We start from the raw sequence: 20,489 nt of genomic DNA on the forward strand, positions 1-20,489 counted from the left end.
GGCGGTACGGTCAGCAGTGCACGCAGGGGCCTCGTGATATGCGAGCGCCCCTACAGGTACCCGGACATCAGGTGAGGGACAAGTGACGGAGACCGTGGGCTCCACCGCCACACCTGAGAGCGGCAATTCCGCCGACGGGGACGAGCTTTCCCGTCGTGACCGGAAGCGCGCCCGCAAGGCGGGCGACCCGGACGGCAAGGGCGGTCGCAAGCGCGACAAGGGCCCGAACATCTTCGCCCGTACCGCGCTCTTCTACCGTCAGATCATCACGGAGCTGCGCAAGGTCGTCTGGCCGACGCGGACCGAGCTGACCTCCTACACGACGGTGGTCATCACCTTCGTCGTGGTGATCATGGCTCTGGTCTACGGTCTCGACACCGGCTTCGTGAAGCTGGCGTCCGTCGTCTTCGGCTGAGTTCTCGCCCGAGGCGTCCGTTCCCTTCACCCTCGTTCGGCAGCTTCGTCCCGTGGTCCGGGCGCTCCGCTACCGTTGTATCGGTATCGTTGAATCCACCGATCGCAACAAGCAGGAAGAAGCAGCCAACGTGTCTGAGTCCCACTCGTACGACGCCGCTGAGGCCCTGGAGGCCGAGGAGCAGGCGTGGGGCGACGACTCCGTCGAGGAGATCGTCGACAACGCCGATTCCGACGTCGACGAGGTCGAGGCTGCCGAGGAAGCGGCCGGCCGCTCCGCGGAGGAGGAGGCCCTGACGGTTGTCAGCGCCGACGAGTCCGCCGCGACCGAGGCCTTCGAGGAGTCCGCCTCCACCGTCACCGAGGACGACGGTGTGGAGATCGACCCCGTGGCCGCCTTCCGCGAGGAGCTGCGTATCGCCCCGGGTGAGTGGTACGTCATCCACACCTACGCGGGCTACGAGAACCGCGTGAAGGCCAACCTGGAGCAGCGCGCCGTCTCGCTGAACGTCGAGGACTACATCTACCAGGCCGAGGTGCCGCAGGAAGAGGTCGTCCAGATCAAGAACGGCGACCGGAAGACCATCCGCCAGAACAAGCTCCCCGGCTACGTGCTGGTGCGCATGGACCTGACGAACGAGTCCTGGGGCGTCGTCCGCAACACCCCCGGCGTCACCGGCTTCGTCGGCAACGCCTACGACCCGTACCCGCTGACGCTGGACGAGGTCGTCAAGATGCTCGCACCGGACGTCGAGCGCGCCGCGGCCAAGGAGGCCGGCAAGCCGAGCCCGGTTCGTCCCGCCGAGGTCCAGGTCCTGGACTTCGAGGTCGGCGACTCGGTCACCGTCACCGACGGCCCCTTCGCGACGCTGCAGGCGACGATCAACGAGATCAACCCGGACTCCAAGAAGGTCAAGGGCCTCGTCGAGATCTTCGGCCGCGAGACCCCGGTCGAGCTCTCCTTCGACCAGATCACGAAGAACGACTAGTACCAAGAGCGACTGAGCCACTGATCGGCTGACGACGCCGGAACCCCGTGCCCATGATGGGTGCGGGGTTCCGGCGTCTTTGGAGGGCCCCTGGAGGGTGCGCCGCGGGTCGTCCCCGGGCCGGCGGAGGGGGTGGCCCGGCTGCTCGGGCGGTAAGCGATTTCGGGGCTGCGGGGGTCTCGGGCTATTCTGGTTCGATGTGTGTGCGCTGTCGGCCGTGTGCCCGGCGCCTCACGATCATCCAAGGCCCCGCCGGTGTGCTGACGCGCGCCGGTCGGGAACACCTCTCGTAAGGACCCGGAGAGAGCATGCCTCCCAAGAAGAAGAAGGTCACGGGGCTTATCAAGCTCCAGATCAACGCCGGTGCGGCCAACCCCGCGCCGCCCGTCGGCCCGGCCCTGGGTCAGCACGGCGTCAACATCATGGAGTTCTGCAAGGCCTACAACGCGGCCACCGAGTCGCAGCGTGGCATGGTGATCCCGGTGGAGATCACGGTCTACGAGGACCGTTCCTTCACCTTCATCACCAAGACTCCGCCGGCCGCTCGCCTCATCCTGAAGGCCGCGGGCGTGGAGAAGGGCTCCGGCGAGCCGCACAAGACCAAGGTTGCCAAGATCACGGCTGCCCAGGTCCGCGAGATCGCCACCACCAAGATGCCCGACCTGAACGCGAACGACATCGAGATGGCCGAGCGCATCATCGCCGGTACCGCTCGTTCGATGGGCATCACCGTCGAGGGCTGACCTTCCCAGGTCACCTTCCGACAGAGCTTTTCCGTGGTAGGGCCTGCGCGGCCCGTAGCAACCACGACTCCACGCCAAGAAATCCAGTAGGAGCAGCAGTGAAGCGCAGCAAGGCTCTGACTGCCGCGGCCGCCAAGGTCGACCGCGAGCGTCTGTACGCCCCCCTCGAGGCCATCCGCCTCGCCAAGGAGACCTCCACCACCAAGTTCGACTCGACCGTCGAGGTCGCCATGCGTCTGGGTGTCGACCCGCGCAAGGCCGACCAGATGGTCCGCAGCACCGTGAACCTCCCGCACGGCACCGGCAAGACCGCCCGGGTCCTGGTCTTCGCGACCGGTGACCGTGCCGCGGCCGCGGAGGCTGCGGGCGCCGACATCGTCGGTGCCGACGAGCTGATCGACGAGGTCGCCAAGGGTCGCCTGGACTTCGACGCCGTCGTCGCCACCCCGGACCTCATGGGCAAGGTCGGCCGCCTCGGCCGCGTGCTCGGTCCCCGTGGCCTGATGCCGAACCCGAAGACCGGCACCGTCACCGTCGACGTGGCGAAGGCTGTCACGGAGATCAAGGGCGGCAAGATCGAGTTCCGCGTCGACAAGCACTCGAACCTGCACCTGATCATCGGCAAGACCTCCTTCGACATCGAGAAGCTGGTCGAGAACTACGCCGCGGCGCTCGAGGAGGTCCTCCGGGCCAAGCCGTCCGCCGCCAAGGGCCGCTACATCAAGAAGGTCGCCATCAGCACCACGATGGGCCCGGGCATCCAGGTGGACCCGAACCGCACCCGCAACCTCCTCGTCGAGGAGGACCCCGCGGCGGTCTGACGACCGAGCGAGGCACGAGCGAGGGCGGCATGCGCCGCCAACAGCTCGGCGGCGGTCTGACGACCGAGCGAGGCACGAGCGAGGGCGGCATGCGCCGCCAACAGCTCGGCGGCGGTCTGATCCCACCGGATCACCGTAGGACCGTAGGTCTGTAACGGGCCGGTACCAGCTCCCCCGGGAGCGGGTACCGGCCCGTTCGCTGTCCGGGGGCGGGTGTAGCGTCGGGTGTCGCACAGTAAGCGAACAGGGGGATTCCCATGCGTCACACCCGTACCCTCGCGGCAGCCACCGTGGTCCTTGCCATGGCCGGTCTGGCCGCGTGCAGCGGTTCGAGTTCGGGCACCAAGTCCGGGTCCAATGCGGCCGGCAACGCCGGGGCGTCGATGGTGAGCGTGGCGGACGCCATGTCGAACACGACGAAGGCGACCTCGCAGTACACCTCGGTCAAGATGAAGATGGACGAGAAGGTCGTCGCCGCGGGGCAGAACGTGGCGATCACCGGCTCGGGCGCCGTGTCCTGGAAGCCGGTGGCGATGGACATGACGATGACCATGCCGCAGCTGGCCCAGCTCGGTGGCAGCGGCTCCATCCGGATGATGATGAGCGGCACCACCATGTACATGGACATGGGCGACGCCGCCGCCGCGAAGCTGGGTGGCAAGCACTGGATGAAGATGGACCTCTCCAAGGTCGCCGGCTCCCAGGGCCTGTCCGGGCTCAACAGCGGCTCCGGCAACGACCCGTCCACGCAGTTGGCCCTGTTCACCTCCTCCGGTGACGTCAAGCGGGTCGGCACCGAGACCGTGGACGGCGTCCAGACCACGCACTACGCCGGCACGGTCGACCTGGCCAAGCTGGCGGGCAGCGACAACGCGCAGCTCAAGTCGCTGCTCGGCCAGACCTCGAAGATCGGCCTCTCCTCGCTCACTCTCGACCTGTGGGTCAACGCCCAGAACCTCCCGGTCAAGGTGCACGAGAGCAGCCCGGCGTCGTCGTCGGTCCAGTTCGACGTCACCGTCGACTACAGCGACTACGGCACCGCCCCGGTCACCGTCACCCCGCCGCCGGCGGGCGACACCACCGACCTCAGCGGCATGGTGCCGACCGGCTCCTGATCGGCGCCTGCTCCACCGCGTTCGGCCACGGGCCGGTCCCGCCCCGCGAGGGGCGGGGCCGGCCCGTTCCGTGCGGCCGTGACCCTTCCGATCCCTCCCCGGTGCCGTTTCTCCACGTGTCGGCGGGTATACCGGGAGTAGTTGGACGTGTAGGCCAAACGGGGGGCCCTGATGCGTCGCACATTCGCCGTTCTCACTGTCCTGACGATCGGTCTCGGCGGCATGGCCGCCTGTACCAGGTCGACGACGACGCCGAAGGCCACGGCCTCGGCGTCACCCAGCCCGACCGGGCTGCCGAGCGATCCCGCCGCGGCGCTGCGCTGGGCGGCCGCGCAGACCCAGGCCGCCGGGTCCGCGAAGATCGACGCCACCAGCCAGTCGCCCGCGGGCGGCAAACCGCAGGTGATCAAGGGGGCGCTCTCCTGGGCGGGGGAGGGGCAGCTCGCCGGCACCATCTCCGGCTCGCCGGGCATCTCGCAGTTCTCGCCGGACGGCACCGTCACGATGCTGGTCACCGGCGGGGACATGTACCTGAAGCTGACCGACCCGAAGATGCTCACCCAGTCCGGTGGCCGCAGCTGGATGAAGCTCGACTTCGCCGAGCTCGCCACCCTCGCGCCGGGCAGCGGCGGCGCGGACCTCGGCAGTGTGATGGGCAGTCTGCTCAAGCAGCTGTCGCCGGGGGTCGAACTGCGCGCCCTGGCCGGCGGCACGGGTCTGACGAACGACGGCCCGGAGGTCATGGACGGGGTGCGCACCACGCACTTCTCGGGCACCCTGACGCCGCAGCAGCTCCTCGCCGCCATGCCGGGCCTGACCGCCCAGCAGCGTGACGCGCTGGCCAAGCAGGACCAGGCGGCCGGCGTCACCAGCGAGTCGGTCGACGTCTGGCTGGACGCGCACGGCCTGCCGATCCGCACGGAGGACCACGCCTCGTCGAACGCGGGGGCCTTCGACGTGGACCGGCACTTCTCCGCCTACGGCACCCAGGTCCAGGTGACCACGCCGGACGCCGCCGACGTCCTGGATCTCGCGGCCGTGCTCAAGGCCTGCGGCAGCGGGTGCGGCAGCGGCGGGGCGACGGGAGGCACCGTCTGACGGGCGGCGGCATCGGGGGCGCGGGCGGCGGCATTCGGGGCGTCAGTATCCGATTTGCTCCCGCGCCACCCGGTCACGTACTCTCGAGACCAAGCCACTGACCGCTGGTTGTTCCCGTCTGCCCTCGGGTGGACGAGAACCGAAGGATCCGCACAGCGAAAGCTGCGGGCGACCCGCGCAGGTCGATTCGAGGACTTCTGTCCCATCGCTCCGTTGTGTGTTCCGCACACTCCGTCGAGCGAAGGTTGAGAGCCCCGTGCGCCTGCGCCGGGGCTCTTCGTAGTTCCACCGAGCTTTTCCTTCCGGCGGTCGAGGGCCAGTAGGTCGACTCATTGGTCGGCCCCGCATCGACATCACGGAAGGAGGCGTAAGCCTATGGCAAGGCCCGACAAGGCTGCCGCCGTTGCCGAGATCACGGACAAGTTCCGCGGCTCGAACGCGGCCGTGCTGACCGAGTACCGCGGTCTGACCGTGGCGCAGCTGAAGACGCTGCGTCGCTCGCTCGCCGCTAACGCCCAGTACGCCGTGGTGAAGAACACGCTGACCAAGATCGCGGCCAACGAGGTCGGGATCACTGAGCTCGACGACCTGTTCACTGGTCCGACGGCTGTCGCCTTCGTCACCGGTGACCCGGTGGAGTCGGCCAAGGCTCTGCGTGACTTCGCCAAGGAGAACCCGGCGCTCGTCATCAAGGGCGGTGTGCTTGACGGCAAGCCGCTGACGGGTGACGAGATCAAGAAGCTCGCGGACCTCGAGTCCCGCGAGGTGCTGCTCTCCAAGCTCGCCGGCGCCATGAAGGGCAAGCAGTCGCAGGCTGCCGCGCTCTTCCAGGCTCTGCCGTCGAAGCTGGTTCGTACGGTCGAGGCGCTGCGCGCCAAGGTCGAGGAGCAGGGCGGTGCCGGTACGCCGGCTCCCGCCGTCGAGGACGAGGCTCCCGCCGCGGAGTAATCCGTCCTCGCAGCGGGCCGTGTACGCCCGCCGTTATGTACATCCGGCACCTGCCGACTTAGTGGAAGGACGCCAATCATGGCGAAGCTGACCCAGGACGAGCTGCTCGCGCAGTTCGAGGAGATGACCCTCATCGAGCTCTCCGAGTTCGTTAAGGCGTTCGAGGACAAGTTCGACGTCACCGCTGCCGCCCCGGCCGCCGCTGTCGTCGTCGCCGGTGGCGGCGCCGCCGCCGAGGCCCCGGAGGAGAAGGACGAGTTCGACGTCATCCTCACCGGTGCCGGCGACAAGAAGATCCAGGTCATCAAGGTCGTGCGCGAGCTCACCTCCCTGGGCCTCAAGGAGGCCAAGGACCTGGTCGACGGTGCGCCGAAGCCGCTCCTCGAGAAGGTCAACAAGGAGGCCGCTGACAAGGCCGCCGAGGCCCTCAAGGCTGCCGGTGCGGCCGTCGAGGTCAAGTAAGACCTTTCGCGCCTAGCGCGAGCGCTCTGCCGAACCGGGGCGATCACTCTTTGGAGTGATCGCCCCGGTTTGTTTATGTCCGGAACGGTTCGATTCAGGCCATCTGGTCTAGCGTGGGTGCTCGCTGTCAGTGGAGGCGAGTAAGGTGATCGTCGTTGTCCTGACCCGGCATCAAGCAGCCATGATGCCTGTCCGTGACCGATTCGGCAGGCACTGTGCCCTTGACGAACGGCACGCGGCGCGCAATTCTCAGGACGCGAGGCAACGCAGTGAGGCATGGAATCGCCGCGCGGTGGGAAGCATTCCCCCGGCAGCGAAGTGATCGCCACAGGGGGTCCCCGGGAGGGGGCGTCCCGCGAGGTAGGGAGTTCTGAGATTCGGTCTCCGAATCCGGACTGGACAGCAGTGCGGCCTATGGCTACACTGTCCCTTTGCGCTGCCTTTTAGCTGCTCCGTGACTCGTCGCCCGGAGTCTGCGCTGCCCCGACCAGGGGTGGCACCCCGCCCGCGCACCGGCTGTGACCAGGGAAGATCCCCTGGCTGAGGCTTCGGTGCGAGAGCGCGGATGCTACCCGTGAGAAGGGCGGGCCCGGTACGCGCGTAGTGAGTCCGAGCCCTCGGAAGGACCCCCTCTTGGCCGCCTCGCGCAACGCCTCGAACACCTCCGCATCCACCGCCCCGCTCCGCATTTCCTTCGCGAAGATCAAGGAGCCTCTTGAGGTTCCGAACCTCTTGGCGCTCCAGACCGAGAGCTTTGACTGGCTCCTCGGCAACGCCGCGTGGAAGGCGCGGGTCGACGCCGCCCTCGATGAGGGCCACGCAGTCCCGACCAAGTCCGGCCTGGAGGAGATCTTCGAGGAGATCTCCCCGATCGAGGACTTCTCCGGGTCCATGTCGCTGACGTTCCGCGACCACCGTTTCGAGCCTCCGAAGAACTCGATCGACGAGTGCAAGGACCGCGACTTCACGTACGCGGCCCCGCTCTTCGTCACGGCCGAGTTCACCAACAACGAGACTGGTGAGATCAAGTCCCAGACGGTCTTCATGGGGGACTTCCCCCTGATGACCAACAAGGGCACCTTCGTCATCAACGGCACCGAGCGTGTCGTCGTGTCCCAGCTGGTCCGTTCTCCGGGTGTCTACTTCGACACCACGCTGGACAAGACCTCGGACAAGGACATCTACTCCGCCAAGGTCATCCCGTCCCGCGGTGCCTGGCTGGAGATGGAGATCGACAAGCGCGACATGGTCGGTGTCCGCATCGACCGCAAGCGCAAGCAGTCGGTCACCGTGCTGCTCAAGGCCCTCGGCTGGACCTCGGAGCAGATCCTGGAGGAGTTCGGCCAGTACGAGTCGATGCGCGCCACCCTGGAGAAGGACCACACCCAGGGCCAGGACGACGCGCTGCTCGACATCTACCGCAAGCTGCGTCCGGGCGAGCCGCCGACGCGCGAGGCCGCGCAGACGCTTCTGGAGAACCTCTACTTCAACCCGAAGCGTTACGACCTGGCCAAGGTCGGCCGGTACAAGATCAACAAGAAGCTCGGCGTCGCCCAGGGGATCGACTCCGGTGTGCTGACGGTGGACGACATCATCGCCACCATCCGCTACCTGGTGCAGCTCCACGCCGGCGAGACCGAGCAGGTCGCCCCGAACGGTTCGACGATCGTCATCGAGGACGACGACATCGACCACTTCGGCAACCGTCGTCTGCGCAACGTCGGCGAGCTCATCCAGAACCAGGTCCGCACGGGTCTGGCTCGTATGGAGCGCGTCGTGCGCGAGCGCATGACCACCCAGGACGTCGAGGCGATCACGCCGCAGACCCTGATCAACATCCGGCCGGTCGTCGCCTCCATCAAGGAGTTCTTCGGCACCAGCCAGCTGTCCCAGTTCATGGACCAGACGAACCCGCTGTCGGGCCTGACCCACAAGCGTCGTCTGTCCGCGCTGGGCCCCGGTGGTCTGTCCCGTGAGCGCGCCGGCTTCGAGGTCCGTGACGTGCACCCGTCCCACTACGGACGTATGTGCCCGATCGAGACCCCGGAAGGCCCGAACATCGGTCTGATCGGTTCGCTCGCCTCCTACGGCCGGGTCAACGCCTTCGGCTTCGTGGAGACGCCGTACCGCCGCGTCGTCGAGGGTGTCGTCACCGACGACCTCGACTACCTGACCGCCGACGAGGAGGACCGCTTCGTCATCGCGCAGGCCAACGCCCCGCTGACGGACGAGAACACCTTCGCCGAGGCCCGTGTCCTGGTCCGCCGCCGTGGCGGCGAGATCGACTACATCCCCGGTGTCGAGATCGACTACATGGACGTCTCGCCGCGCCAGATGGTGTCGGTCGCGACCGCCATGATCCCGTTCCTCGAGCACGACGACGCCAACCGCGCGCTCATGGGCTCGAACATGATGCGTCAGGCCGTCCCGCTGCTGAAGAGCGAGTCCCCGCTCGTCGGCACCGGCATGGAGTACCGCGCCGCCGTCGACGCCGCCGACGTCATCACCGCCGACAAGGACGGTGTGGTCCAGGAGGTCTCCGCGGACTACGTCACCGTCGCCAACGACGACGGCACCTACACCACCTACCGGGTGGCCAAGTTCACGCGCTCCAACCAGGGCACGGCCTTCAACCAGAAGGTCATCGTGGACGAGGGCGCCCGGATCATCGCCGGCCAGGTCCTGGCCGACGGCCCGTGCACCGACGAGGGCGAGATGGCCCTCGGCAAGAACCTGCTCGTGGCGTTCATGCCGTGGGAGGGTCACAACTACGAGGACGCGATCATCCTGTCGCAGCGCCTCGTGCAGGACGACGTCCTCTCCTCGATCCACATCGAGGAGCACGAGGTCGACGCCCGTGACACCAAGCTCGGCCCGGAGGAGATCACTCGGGACATCCCGAACGTCTCCGAGGAGGTCCTGGCGGACCTGGACGAGCGCGGCATCATCCGCATCGGCGCCGATGTCACCACCGGTGACATCCTGGTCGGCAAGGTCACGCCCAAGGGTGAGACCGAGCTGACCCCGGAGGAGCGCCTGCTGCGCGCCATCTTCGGTGAGAAGGCCCGTGAGGTCCGCGACACCTCGCTGAAGGTGCCCCACGGTGAGTCCGGCAAGGTCATCGGCGTCCGCGTCTTCGACCGCGAAGAGGGCGACGAGCTGCCCCCGGGCGTGAACCAGCTGGTCCGCGTCTACGTGGCGCAGAAGCGCAAGATCACCAACGGTGACAAGCTGGCCGGCCGTCACGGCAACAAGGGTGTCATCTCCAAGATCCTCCCGGTCGAGGACATGCCGTTCCTCGAGGACGGCACCCCGGTCGACATCGTGCTCAACCCCCTCGGTGTCCCGTCCCGAATGAACCCGGGACAGGTGCTGGAGACCCACCTCGGCTGGCTCGCCAAGACCGGCTGGGACGTCTCGGGCATCGCCGAGGAGTGGGCCCGCCGTCTGCAGAAGATCGGCGCGGACACCGCGGAGGCCGGCACCAACCTGGCCACCCCGGTCTTCGACGGCGCCCGCGAGGACGAGATCACCGGCATGCTGGACAACACCACGCTCACCCGTGACGGTGACCGCCTGGTGAACTCCACCGGCAAGGCCCGGCTCTTCGACGGCCGCTCCGGCGAGCCGTTCCCGATGCCGATCTCGGTCGGCTACATGTACATCCTCAAGCTGCACCACCTGGTCGACGACAAGCTCCACGCCCGTTCGACCGGTCCGTACTCCATGATCACGCAGCAGCCGCTGGGTGGTAAGGCGCAGTTCGGTGGTCAGCGCTTCGGTGAGATGGAGGTGTGGGCCCTGGAGGCGTACGGCGCCGCCTACGCCCTGCAGGAGCTCCTCACCATCAAGTCCGACGACGTCCTCGGCCGCGTGAAGGTCTACGAGGCCATCGTCAAGGGCGAGAACATCCCCGAGCCCGGCATCCCCGAGTCCTTCAAGGTCCTCATCAAGGAGATGCAGTCGCTCTGCCTGAACGTGGAGGTGCTGTCGTCCGACGGTATGTCCATCGAGATGCGTGACTCCGACGAGGACGTGTTCCGCGCCGCGGAGGAGCTCGGTATCGACCTGTCCCGGCGCGAGCCGAGCAGCGTCGAAGAGGTCTGACAGGGGTAGGGCCGGCCTCCGCGTGAGCGAGGCCGGCCCGCCACCCCCAGGCCCCCTTTCAGACCAGACGTAAACGACCCCCACCCTGTTCTTGGGGTGACGAAAGGGATTGACGAGAGTGCTCGACGTCAACTTCTTCGATGAGCTGCGAATCGGCCTGGCCACCGCTGACGACATCCGTCAGTGGTCGCACGGCGAGGTCAAGAAGCCCGAGACCATCAACTACCGCACCCTCAAGCCGGAAAAGGACGGGCTCTTCTGCGAGAAGATCTTCGGCCCCACCCGGGACTGGGAGTGCTACTGCGGTAAGTACAAGCGTGTCCGCTTCAAGGGCATCATCTGCGAGCGCTGCGGCGTCGAGGTCACTCGCGCCAAGGTGCGTCGTGAGCGGATGGGCCACATCGAGCTGGCCGCCCCTGTCACGCACATCTGGTACTTCAAGGGCGTCCCGTCGCGCCTCGGCTACCTCCTGGACCTTGCCCCCAAGGACCTCGAGAAGGTCATCTACTTCGCCGCCTACATGATCACGTGGGTGGACGACGAGCGCCGCACCCGTGACCTGCCCTCCCTGGAGGCGCACGTCTCGGTCGAGCGCCAGCAGATCGAGCAGCGTCGCGACTCCGACCTGGAGAACCGCGCCAAGAAGCTCGAGGCCGACCTCGCCGAGCTGGAGAACGAGGGCGCCAAGGCCGACGTTCGCCGCAAGGTGCGCGAGGGTGCCGAGCGTGAGATGAAGCAGCTGCGCGACCGCAACCAGCGTGAGCTGGACCGCCTCGACGAGGTGTGGGCGCGCTTCAAGTCCCTCAAGGTCCAGGACCTCGAGGGCGACGAGCTGCTCTACCGCGAGCTGCGCGACCGCTTCGGCACCTACTTCTCGGGCTCGATGGGTGCCCAGGCGCTTCAGCGTCGCCTGGAGTCCTTCGACCTGGAGGAGGAGGCCGAGAAGCTCCGCGAGATCATCAAGACGGGCAAGGGCCAGAAGAAGACCCGCGCCCTGAAGCGTCTCAAGGTCGTCTCCGCGTTCCTGCAGACCAACAACAAGCCGGCCGGCATGGTCCTGGACTGCGTCCCGGTCATCCCGCCGGACCTGCGTCCGATGGTGCAGCTGGACGGTGGCCGCTTCGCGACCTCCGACCTGAACGACCTGTACCGCCGCGTCATCAACCGCAACAACCGCCTGAAGCGGCTTCTCGACCTCGGCGCGCCCGAGATCATCGTGAACAACGAGAAGCGCATGCTCCAGGAGGCCGTGGACTCGCTGTTCGACAACGGCCGTCGTGGCCGTCCGGTCACCGGTCCGGGTAACCGCCCGCTGAAGTCCCTGAGCGACATGCTCAAGGGCAAGCAGGGTCGTTTCCGTCAGAACCTGCTCGGCAAGCGCGTCGACTACTCGGCCCGTTCGGTCATCGTCGTCGGCCCGCAGCTCAAGCTGCACCAGTGCGGTCTGCCGAAGGCCATGGCGCTGGAGCTCTTCAAGCCGTTCGTGATGAAGCGCCTGGTGGACCTGAACCACGCGCAGAACATCAAGTCGGCCAAGCGCATGGTCGAGCGTGCCCGCCCGGTCGTGTGGGACGTCCTCGAAGAGGTCATCGCCGAGCACCCGGTCCTGCTGAACCGTGCGCCCACGCTGCACCGCCTCGGCATCCAGGCCTTCGAGCCGCAGCTGGTCGAGGGCAAGGCCATCCAGATCCACCCGCTCGTCTGCACCGCGTTCAACGCGGACTTCGACGGTGACCAGATGGCCGTCCACCTGCCGCTCTCCGCGGAGGCGCAGGCCGAGGCCCGCATCCTGATGCTGTCCTCGAACAACATCCTCAAGCCGGCCGACGGCCGACCGGTCACGATGCCGACGCAGGACATGGTCCTGGGTCTCTTCTTCCTGACCAGCGACCGCGACCTGGACACGCTCAAGGGCGTCGGCCGTGCCTTCGGCGCGACCCCGGAGGCCGTCATGGCCTTCGACGCCAAGGAGCTGGACCTGCAGGCCCCGATCGACCTGCGTCTGCCGGCCGGCACGGTTCCGCCGCGCGGCTGGACCCCGCCGGTCGACGAGGACGGCAAGTCCACCTGGTCGGAGGGTGAGCCGCTGCGTCTGCGGACGACCCTGGGTCGCGCGCTCTTCAACGAGCTGCTGCCCGAGGACTACCCGTTCGTCGACTACGAGGTCGGCAAGAAGCAGCTCTCGGCCATCGTCAACGACCTGGCCGAGCGCTACCCCAAGGTCACCGTCGCGGCGACCCTGGACAACCTCAAGGCGGCCGGTTTCCACTGGGCCACCCGCTCCGGTGTCACGGTGTCCATCTCGGACGTCGTCGTGCCGCCGAGCAAGCCGCAGATCCTCGAGGGCTACGAGGCTCAGGCCGAGAAGGTCCAGAAGCAGTACGAGCGCGGTCTGATCACCCGTGACGAGCGCCAGCAGGAGCTCGTCGCGATCTGGACCAAGGCGACCAACGAGGTCGCCGAGGCGATGAACGCGAACTTCCCGAAGACGAACCCCATCTTCATGATGGTCGACTCGGGTGCTCGTGGAAACATGATGCAGATGCGTCAGATCGCCGGTATGCGTGGTCTGGTGTCGAACGCCAAGAACGAGACGATCGCCCGTCCCATCAAGGCGTCGTTCCGTGAGGGTCTGTCCGTGCTGGAGTACTTCATCTCCACCCACGGTGCCCGTAAGGGTCTGGCCGACACCGCCCTGCGTACCGCCGACTCCGGCTACCTGACTCGTCGTCTGGTCGACGTCTCCCAGGACGTCATCATCCGCGAGGAGGACTGCCAGACGGAGCGCGGTCTCAAGCTGCCGATCGCCACCGTGGGCACCGACGGGTCCCTGCGCAAGGTCGACAACGTCGAGACCTCGGTCTACGCCCGCACGCTGTCCGAGGACATCACGGTCGACGGTCAGGTCATCGCCCCCGCGGGCGTGGACCTGGGCGACGTCATGATCGACGAGCTGGTCCGCCACGGCATCTCCGAGGTCAAGATCCGCTCGATCCTGACCTGTGAGTCCGCCGTCGGCACCTGCGCCATGTGCTACGGCCGCTCGCTGGCCACCGGCAAGCTGGTCGACATCGGTGAGGCGGTCGGCATCATCGCCGCCCAGTCCATCGGTGAGCCCGGTACCCAGCTGACGATGCGTACCTTCCACACCGGTGGTGTGGCCGGTGACGACATCACCCAGGGTCTGCCGCGTGTCGTCGAGCTCTTCGAGGCCCGTAACCCGCGTGGTGTGGCCCCGATCGCGGAGGCGGCCGGCCGCATCCGCATCGAGGACACCGAGAAGACCCGCAAGGTCGTCATCACGCCGGACGACGGCAGCGACGAGATCGCCTACCCGGTCTCCAAGCGCGTCAAGCTGCTGGTCGAGGAGGGCTCCTGGATCGGCGTCGGCGAGAAGCTGACCGCCGGTACGGTGAACCCGCACGACGTGCTGCGCATCATGGGCCAGCGCGCGGTGCAGGTGCACCTGGTGGAGGAAGTCCAGAAGGTCTACAACTCCCAGGGTGTGTCGATCCACGACAAGCACATCGAGATCATCATCCGGCAGATGCTGCGCCGCGTGACGATCATCGAGTCGGGGGACGCCGAGCTGCTCCCGGGCGAGCTCGTCGAGCGCGGCCGCTTCGAGGTCGAGAACCGTCGTGTGGTCTCCGAGGGCGGTCACCCCGCCTCCGGCCGTCCGCAGCTGATGGGTATCACCAAGGCCTCGCTGGCCACCGAGTCCTGGCTGTCGGCCGCCTCCTTCCAGGAGACGACCCGGGTCCTGACGGACGCGGCGATCCACGCCAAGTCCGACCCGCTGCTGGGCCTCAAGGAGAACGTCATCCTCGGTAAGCTCATCCCGGCCGGTACGGGTCTGCCCCGCTACCGCAACATCCGGGTGGAGCCCACCGAGGAGGCGAAGGCCGCGATGTACTCCGCCGTCGGCTACGACGACATGGACTACTCGCCCTTCGGCGCCGGCTCCGGCCAGGCCGTCCCGCTGGACGACTACGACTACGGCCCGTACACGGGCTGACGGTCACACAGCACGAAGCCGCAGGGCGGCTGCGCTCCCCGCAAGGGGAGGGCAGCCGCCCTGCGGCGTTCTCAGCGCGGGGGCAGGTACGTCTCCAGCTGGCGCAGCCGGGTGTAGTAGTCGGGGTGGGTGGAGAGCAGGCGTGAGCGCAGACCTTCGTTCAGCGGCTGCTTGCCCTGGGCCTGGCGCTTGGCGTTCTCCGCTGCCGTCTGCCGCTCCTCCTCCTGGTGGAGCTCGGTCAGCATGGCCACCAGGTCCCCGGCGAAGCCGAGCTCCGCGGCCTTGCGGTCCGCCCGCAGCTCGCCGTGCCGGCCGACGGCCGCGAGGAGGTACGGGGCGGCGAGGACCAGCAGCGGGATGCCGTAGAGGGTGAGCGAGATCCCGACCAGGATCGCGCCGAGGACCAGGATGAGAACCCCGCCGACCAGGCAGGACATCTCGACGGAGACGTAGATCAGCCCGGCGGTCAGCATGCGGATGGCCCACCAGGCGACGCGGCCCGGGGCGGAGTACCACAGGCCCAGCAGACCCGCCCAGGCGTGGCCGCCGGTGTGGTGGCCCAGCTCGTGGGCGAGCACGGCGGCAAGCTGCCGCTCGGGCAGGGTGGTCAACGAGCGCCGGGTGACTCCGACGATGTGTCCGGCCGCGGCGTACGCGTTGACGTCGTCGCTGTCCTCGATCCACAGGTCGTAGGCCGATCCGTCGATCTGGGCGCGCGTGGTGACCTCCCGCCACAGCGGGGTGAGCCGGGCCAGCTCGTCGCGGGTGGGGTAGCGCATCCGGAGCAGGTACTTGGCGACGAAGGTCTCCGTCGGCCGGTGGAAGACCATGGCGCCAGAGGCCAGCCAGAGCAGGATCAGCACCCAGCTGGTGGCCGAGCCCAACCAGATGCCGAGGATCTGGCCGACGAGTCCGACGACCAGCAGGCTGCACAGCAGGTTGGGCAGGTAGAGGGCGAGGCTTCCGGCGCCGGTGGCGTCCAGGCTCCGCTGACGCTGCTTGACGTAGGCGCGGCCGGCGGTGAAGTTCAGCCCCGGTGCCTGCCCGGGCGGCTGCGGCTGCTGCGGTGGCGGGTAGGACGGTTGTGGCGGGACGGAGGCGGCCTGCGGGTAGGCGGGCGGCTGCTCGGGGTACGGGGGCTGCTCGGGGTACGGCGGCGGACCGTAACCCCCGGTGCTCGGTGTGGTCATCGTTGTCCTTCCTGGGGAGCGGAGGGGGTTCGGGTGTTCAGCCGGCCAGCAGGCCGAGCAGGAGCAGGGTCAGTGCGGCTCCGAAGGCGGTCAGCCCGGCGCGGATGCAGCGGTGCTTGCGGGCGACGATCCGGCTGGACTCCGCGAGGGCCAGCAGCAGAGCGGTCTCCCCCTTCTCCTCCGTCTCCGCCAGGGCCTGCGCGAGCAGTCCGGCGTCGGCGGCGTCGACGATGTCCTGGAAGTGCGTCAGCGGCCGTCCGGGGCGCCAGCTGTTGCGGGAGAACCGTGGCAGCACCGCGAGCAGCAGCGCGGCCAGCGCCGTCAGCAGCGCGAGCAGGCCGCACCACCAGGCGAGCTGCCCGACCGCGGCGAGCCGGTGCGGGGACCAGCTCGCGGAGGACTGCAGGCCGATCACGCCGCTCGCGCTGACACCCAGCACCGCCAGCAGGATCGAGGCCTTGCTGTCGGCCCGCCCGATCTCGTCCCGGGTCTCGGCGAGCAGCCGGACGCCGACCGCCCCAGGCGTCCTGGTCACCCCGGCCATGACAGCCCGTCCTCGGCCGGCAGCGTCGGATAGGCGGGCGGCTGGTCCTCCGGAGCGGGAGGCGCCGGGGGAGTGGGCTGCGGCGGTGCGAACAACGCCTGCAACTGCTCCAGGGCCAGCCGACCGGTCTCCTCCAACTGGTAGCCCTCCAGATGGCGTTGCTCCAGCAGCTTGGTGACGACGTCGAGCCGGTGCCGAAGGAGCGAGGACTCCTCGCCGCGCAGGGCCTCCACCACGACCCGCAGGTCCTCCGGATGCTGGGCGAGCTGGACCGCCCACTGCGCGGAGCCGCCACGGGCGAGGTGCCACTGGTAGAACTCGGCCTTCTGGGCCAGCAGCTGCTGCTCCTGGGTGGTGCGCAGCCGTTCCCTCTCGAAGGTCGGGGTGAGGGCGTCGGTGTCGTAGCGGATGCCGCGCAGCCGGGACTGCTGCTCGCGTGCGGCGGCGTCGAGGTCCAGCCGGACCACGACCGTCACCCGCAGGCCCTCGGCGGCGCCGAACTCGACGTCGGTGACGGCCTGCTGAACGGCGAGCTCGGCCGTCTCGCTGTGCTCGACCGAGTGGCGGCGGCTGGCGGCCCGCATCGTCTGCTGGATGCGGGGACCGATCAGCCTCGGCACGTCCCTGACGCCGCTGCGGACGACCTGCTCGGGGTCGAGGACCTGCCAGGTGACGTCGACGAGCGCGGTGAAGGTGAAGGCGTCGCCCTGGCTCGGCAGCGGCTCGGTCAGCTGCAGGTGGTGGATGCCGGTGTCGACCTCGTAGACGCCGCGGTAGTTGCGCGAAGCGGCCTCGGCCCGGCTGGGACGCAGCGGGGGACGGTAGGTGAACAGGCCGCCGTCGGGGGTGGTGAAGACCAGCGCCCGGTCGGCGTGCGCGGTCATCCCTCGGCCCGCCATCGGGTCGAAGCGGGAGATCTGGCGGACCGTCAGGACGGGGTCGGTGATCTGGCTGTCGCGGTTGGCGGCCTGGTCCCAGTCGGGGGCGCGCCGGAAGTCGGGCATGGGTCCTTCCTCGGATGAGGCTCGGATGAGGTGGGATGAGGTGGGGGCCGGCTCAGCGCCGGGTGTCGGGCGGCACAGGCAGGGACAGCGCCCGGAGCAGGCGTTGGGCCACCGGCAGTGGATCGGTGCGCCCGGGGACGCGGAGCCGGCGCAGCAGGTGGCTGAGGCGTTGCTGCTCGGCCTCGGTGCCTGCGACGCCGCGTAGCAGCGCGGCCAGCGCGAGCTCCGCCTCGGGGTCGTGTGCGGAGCGGTGGATCCAGTCGCCGAGGGTGTCGCGGGCCGTGTCGCCCTGAGGGCGGACGGCGAGCGCCTGACGCCACAGGAAGACGAGTCGGGCCCGCTCCCCCGGCTCGGCGCCGGTGGCCGTGTCCTCGGCGAACCAGCGCAGCAGTGGCGGCCAGCCCGACCCCGTGCCGCGGCCCTCGTCGGCGGCTGCCGCGACGAGGAACGCGTCCAGGGACAGCGTCCGCAGGGGTCCCGCCTCCTGCTGCCACCAGGAGCCCAGCCGGTCCAGGGCGACCGAGCGGGTCGCCGGGCCGAGCAGGAGCAGCAGGGCACAGGACTCCGTCAGGGCCTCCCGTTCCGTCGCGGCGACGGCGGCATCGGGTCGGTCGGTGCCGGCGGCCGCCCGTGCCGCGATGTCGGCGAAGTCGTCCAGCGCGCCCACGACCGCCTCGTCCAACAGCAGTGGGTAGGCACGGACTGCCGACCAGCGCAGCCGGTGGTCCTCGCTGCGGCTCCACTCGTGCAGGATGCGCGGCACCGCGCCGCTGGCGTCGGTGCGCCGGATCAGCGCCAGTGCCGTGCCGGCCTGGAGCCGCAGGCGGAACCTGCGGTCGCGGGCCCACGGCAGCAGCAGCCGGTTCATCGCCCCGGCCAAGTCGGATTCGGCCAGCAGCGCCGCTGCGGCGGCGGCCCTGGTGCGCACCACCGGGTCGGTGGAGTTCGCGAGTACGGTCAGCCAGGCGGCGAGTGCCGTCCGCGAGGAGGGATGCCCGAGCCACGCCTCCCGCAACACGCTGGTGGCGGTCCGGCTGTCCCCGAAGCGGACCACCTGCTGGCGCACCAGGCCCCAGGCGCTCTCCACGTCCTCCTCGACCAGCGCGGCCCGGATGCCCTGGAGTCGCTGCTCGGGACGGTCCGCGAAGAGTCGGATCCGCGCCTCGCGCCGGGGGGCCTCGGTCTGCTGGAGGCGTCGGTGCAGGGTGTCGCCGTGTTCGACCGCGTAGGCATGGGCTGCGCCGTCGAAGACCGATGTGGCCAGCAGGAAGGCCTTGTCGGCGAGGGGGGTGGTGGTGTCCGAGAGCCAGGCGGCTGCCTGCGCGTCGACGGCGTCCTGGCCGAGCCGTCCCAGCTCGTCGCGGCTCAGCTCGCCGCGGCCGTGACGAGCCAGTCGCTCGGCGAAGGCTGCCACTTCGCGCGGCGACGGGACGGTCTTCAGCAGTGCCGTGGCCTCGTCCAGCTCCAGCAGCCCGGTGAGGTCGGCGGGGTGGTCGCCGAGGAGCCGGCGCAGATGGGTGCGGAGCAGGACGGCGGGCTCGGGCGGGGCCCAGGGCACCGGCCTGATCCCGGATTCCAGCGCGCGGTCGTCGACGGTGACAACCAGGTAGCCGTCGTCGCCGAGCAGCCGCTCGTGCGCCTTCAGCAGGTGCGCCTGGTGCAGCGGACGGCCGTGGCCGAGCGCGAGGTCGCACAGCACGTAGCCGCGGGCCGACTTGGCCTGGCTCATCAGTTCGGCCGGATCCACGTAGGGGTCGAGCAGCCGGATCCGGCGGATGTCCAGCGCGTGCAGCAGCATCAGCGCGGCGGCGCGGCGTCCGGACCGGGGGCGGCCGCTCAGGATCAGCACCCGCTCGCGGCGCAGCCGCGTCAGTGCCTCGGCGAAGTTCTCGCCGGGCTGGAAGACGTCGGCGAGTGTGTCCAGTTCCTCTTCCGGCACCAGGCCCGAGCCGTGGACCGGCGCGCCCGTGCCGAACTGCGCGTTCTCGACCTTGATCCCGATGACCGAGTCGCCCCGGAAGGTGTTGCCGGAGACGGTGGTCTGGTCCCGTCCCGCCATCCCGCCGTGGAAGCGGGCGTCGTCGAAGCCGGGCGGCAGGTGCGAGAGCAGCTCCCGGGCCTGCGACCAGGAGCCCTGCGGCGTCTCCTCGGCGCCGTCGGTGTCGCCCGCCGCGGGGGAGCCGAGGTCCTGGAGCTCCGGATCGGCCGTCGCGGGGCTCACGGGTGGCCGTCCGCGCGGCCGCCGAAGACCACGTCGCCGTGGACGGTGCTGCCGGAGACGGTGATCTGGTCCCGCCCTGCCACGCCTCCGTTGTACGTCGGCGCCGGACCGGTCGGCGCGGGACCGGTCCGGGCAGGGCCGGTCGCGGCGGTGGACCGGTCGTCGGCGCGGCCCGTGGGCGCGACGCCGTGGACCCAGGCCGTCAGCTCGCCCTCCTTGCCCAGCACCGGGACCGGATGGAACTCCTCGGGCACCAGGCCCGGGTGGCCCTGCCGGACGACCCGCTGGTAGACCGAGTCCGAGACGCACAGGACGCAGTCCCCGGTGACGGCCTTCAGCGCCGTGCGGAGCTCGTCCGAGTTCAGCAGCCGGAAGGCCTGGTTGAGCTCCCGGCCGACGGCGCCGCCGATGGCGCCGGGGATCTCGTGGAGCGCGACCTCGCCCTCGGCGAGGACCATGCGCAGCCGGACCTGGGCGCTGCTGGCGGCGAGCCGGTTGTATCCGGCGAGCGCGGCCGGGGTCTCCCGCAGCAGCGCCCGCAGCACCCGGGTGCGGGGGATCGCGGCGTCGACGAAGACCATCACGGAGTCGCCCCTGTCCTCCAGGCGGGCCTCGGTCTGTTCGACCTCGGCTGCGCGCAGGGTGTCCTGGACGACGTCGTAGAGCACCCGGCGCATGAAGGCCTGCTGCACCTCGTCGTGGGTGCCGAACCTCTCGATGTCCAGCAGGAGGATGGTGCGGTTGACGGGATCGGGCATGGCCGCCTCTCGGTCCGGTGTGTCGGCGGACAGCAGCGTCGCGCCTGCGGCTCCGGA

General features: G+C 69.2%; 15 protein-coding genes. 10 read left to right on the top strand and 5 right to left on the bottom strand.

What is annotated here, in order from left to right; all coding sequences use genetic code 11:
- Nucleotides 1-82 precede the first annotated feature (82 nt).
- From secE to BMY61_RS12050, 10 genes are all read left to right on the top strand, one after another.
- On the top strand, nt 83-415 hold the full coding sequence (secE, locus tag BMY61_RS12005) for a preprotein translocase subunit SecE (protein WP_042451718.1): 333 nt from the start codon (nt 83-85) through the stop codon (nt 413-415).
- 130 nt (nt 416-545) lie between these two features.
- On the top strand, nt 546-1,403 hold the full coding sequence (gene nusG / locus BMY61_RS12010; protein WP_042451719.1) for a transcription termination/antitermination protein NusG: 858 nt from the start codon (nt 546-548) through the stop codon (nt 1,401-1,403).
- Between the two features lie 308 nt (nt 1,404-1,711).
- Nucleotides 1,712-2,146 (top strand): 50S ribosomal protein L11, encoded by a 435-nt coding sequence (gene rplK / locus BMY61_RS12015; protein WP_042451720.1) that lies wholly within the window; start codon nt 1,712-1,714, stop codon nt 2,144-2,146.
- Between the two features lie 98 nt (nt 2,147-2,244).
- A complete protein-coding gene (rplA, locus tag BMY61_RS12020) occupies nt 2,245-2,967 on the top strand; it encodes a 50S ribosomal protein L1 (protein WP_042451721.1) in 723 nt (240 codons plus the stop codon).
- Nucleotides 2,968-3,224: 257 nt separating this feature from the next.
- On the top strand, nt 3,225-4,082 hold the full coding sequence (locus BMY61_RS12025; protein WP_143094297.1) for an SCO4651 family lipoprotein: 858 nt from the start codon (nt 3,225-3,227) through the stop codon (nt 4,080-4,082).
- A gap of 171 nt (nt 4,083-4,253) precedes the next feature.
- Complete coding sequence (locus tag BMY61_RS12030; RefSeq protein ID WP_042451723.1) at nt 4,254-5,180, top strand: SCO4651 family lipoprotein; 927 nt, start codon at nt 4,254-4,256, stop codon at nt 5,178-5,180.
- A 375-nt stretch (nt 5,181-5,555) separates the two neighbouring features.
- Nucleotides 5,556-6,128, top strand: a complete 573-nt coding sequence (rplJ, locus tag BMY61_RS12035) for a 50S ribosomal protein L10 (RefSeq protein WP_042451724.1) — start codon at nt 5,556-5,558, stop codon at nt 6,126-6,128.
- Nucleotides 6,129-6,206: 78 nt separating this feature from the next.
- Complete coding sequence (rplL, locus tag BMY61_RS12040; protein ID WP_042451725.1) at nt 6,207-6,590, top strand: 50S ribosomal protein L7/L12; 384 nt, start codon at nt 6,207-6,209, stop codon at nt 6,588-6,590.
- A 633-nt stretch (nt 6,591-7,223) separates the two neighbouring features.
- Nucleotides 7,224-10,697, top strand: a complete 3,474-nt coding sequence (rpoB, locus tag BMY61_RS12045) for a DNA-directed RNA polymerase subunit beta (RefSeq protein ID WP_042451727.1) — start codon at nt 7,224-7,226, stop codon at nt 10,695-10,697.
- A 118-nt stretch (nt 10,698-10,815) separates the two neighbouring features.
- Entirely contained in the window at nt 10,816-14,715 is a 3,900-nt protein-coding gene (locus BMY61_RS12050; RefSeq protein WP_042451728.1) for a DNA-directed RNA polymerase subunit beta', read from the top strand.
- A gap of 71 nt (nt 14,716-14,786) precedes the next feature.
- On the opposite strand, the gene BMY61_RS12055 is transcribed toward BMY61_RS12050, so the two are convergent.
- From BMY61_RS12055 to BMY61_RS12075, 5 genes are read right to left on the bottom strand one after another with little or no spacing between them, the layout of a single operon-like run.
- Complete coding sequence (locus tag BMY61_RS12055; protein WP_042451729.1) at nt 14,787-15,905, bottom strand: M48 family metalloprotease; 1,119 nt, start codon at nt 15,903-15,905, stop codon at nt 14,787-14,789.
- 37 nt (nt 15,906-15,942) lie between these two features.
- Nucleotides 15,943-16,440, bottom strand: coding sequence for a Pycsar system effector family protein (locus BMY61_RS12060; protein ID WP_236656199.1), 498 nt, complete (start codon nt 16,438-16,440; stop codon nt 15,943-15,945).
- Nucleotides 16,437-17,453: a hypothetical protein gene (locus tag BMY61_RS12065; RefSeq protein WP_052438973.1), complete on the bottom strand. Its 1,017-nt coding sequence runs from the start codon at nt 17,451-17,453 to the stop codon at nt 16,437-16,439. The genes BMY61_RS12060 and BMY61_RS12065 overlap by 4 nt, the downstream gene beginning before the upstream one ends.
- A gap of 52 nt (nt 17,454-17,505) precedes the next feature.
- Entirely contained in the window at nt 17,506-19,674 is a 2,169-nt protein-coding gene (locus tag BMY61_RS12070) for a hypothetical protein (RefSeq protein ID WP_042451731.1), read from the bottom strand.
- Nucleotides 19,671-20,432 carry a hypothetical protein gene (locus BMY61_RS12075; RefSeq protein ID WP_042451904.1) on the bottom strand — a complete coding sequence of 254 codons (762 nt, stop codon included), beginning with the start codon at nt 20,430-20,432 and terminating at the stop codon, nt 19,671-19,673. The genes BMY61_RS12070 and BMY61_RS12075 overlap by 4 nt, the downstream gene beginning before the upstream one ends.
- Nucleotides 20,433-20,489 lie beyond the last annotated feature (57 nt).

Source organism: Streptacidiphilus jiangxiensis (assembly GCF_900109465.1).
GTDB lineage: Bacteria > Actinomycetota > Actinomycetes > Streptomycetales > Streptomycetaceae > Streptacidiphilus > Streptacidiphilus jiangxiensis.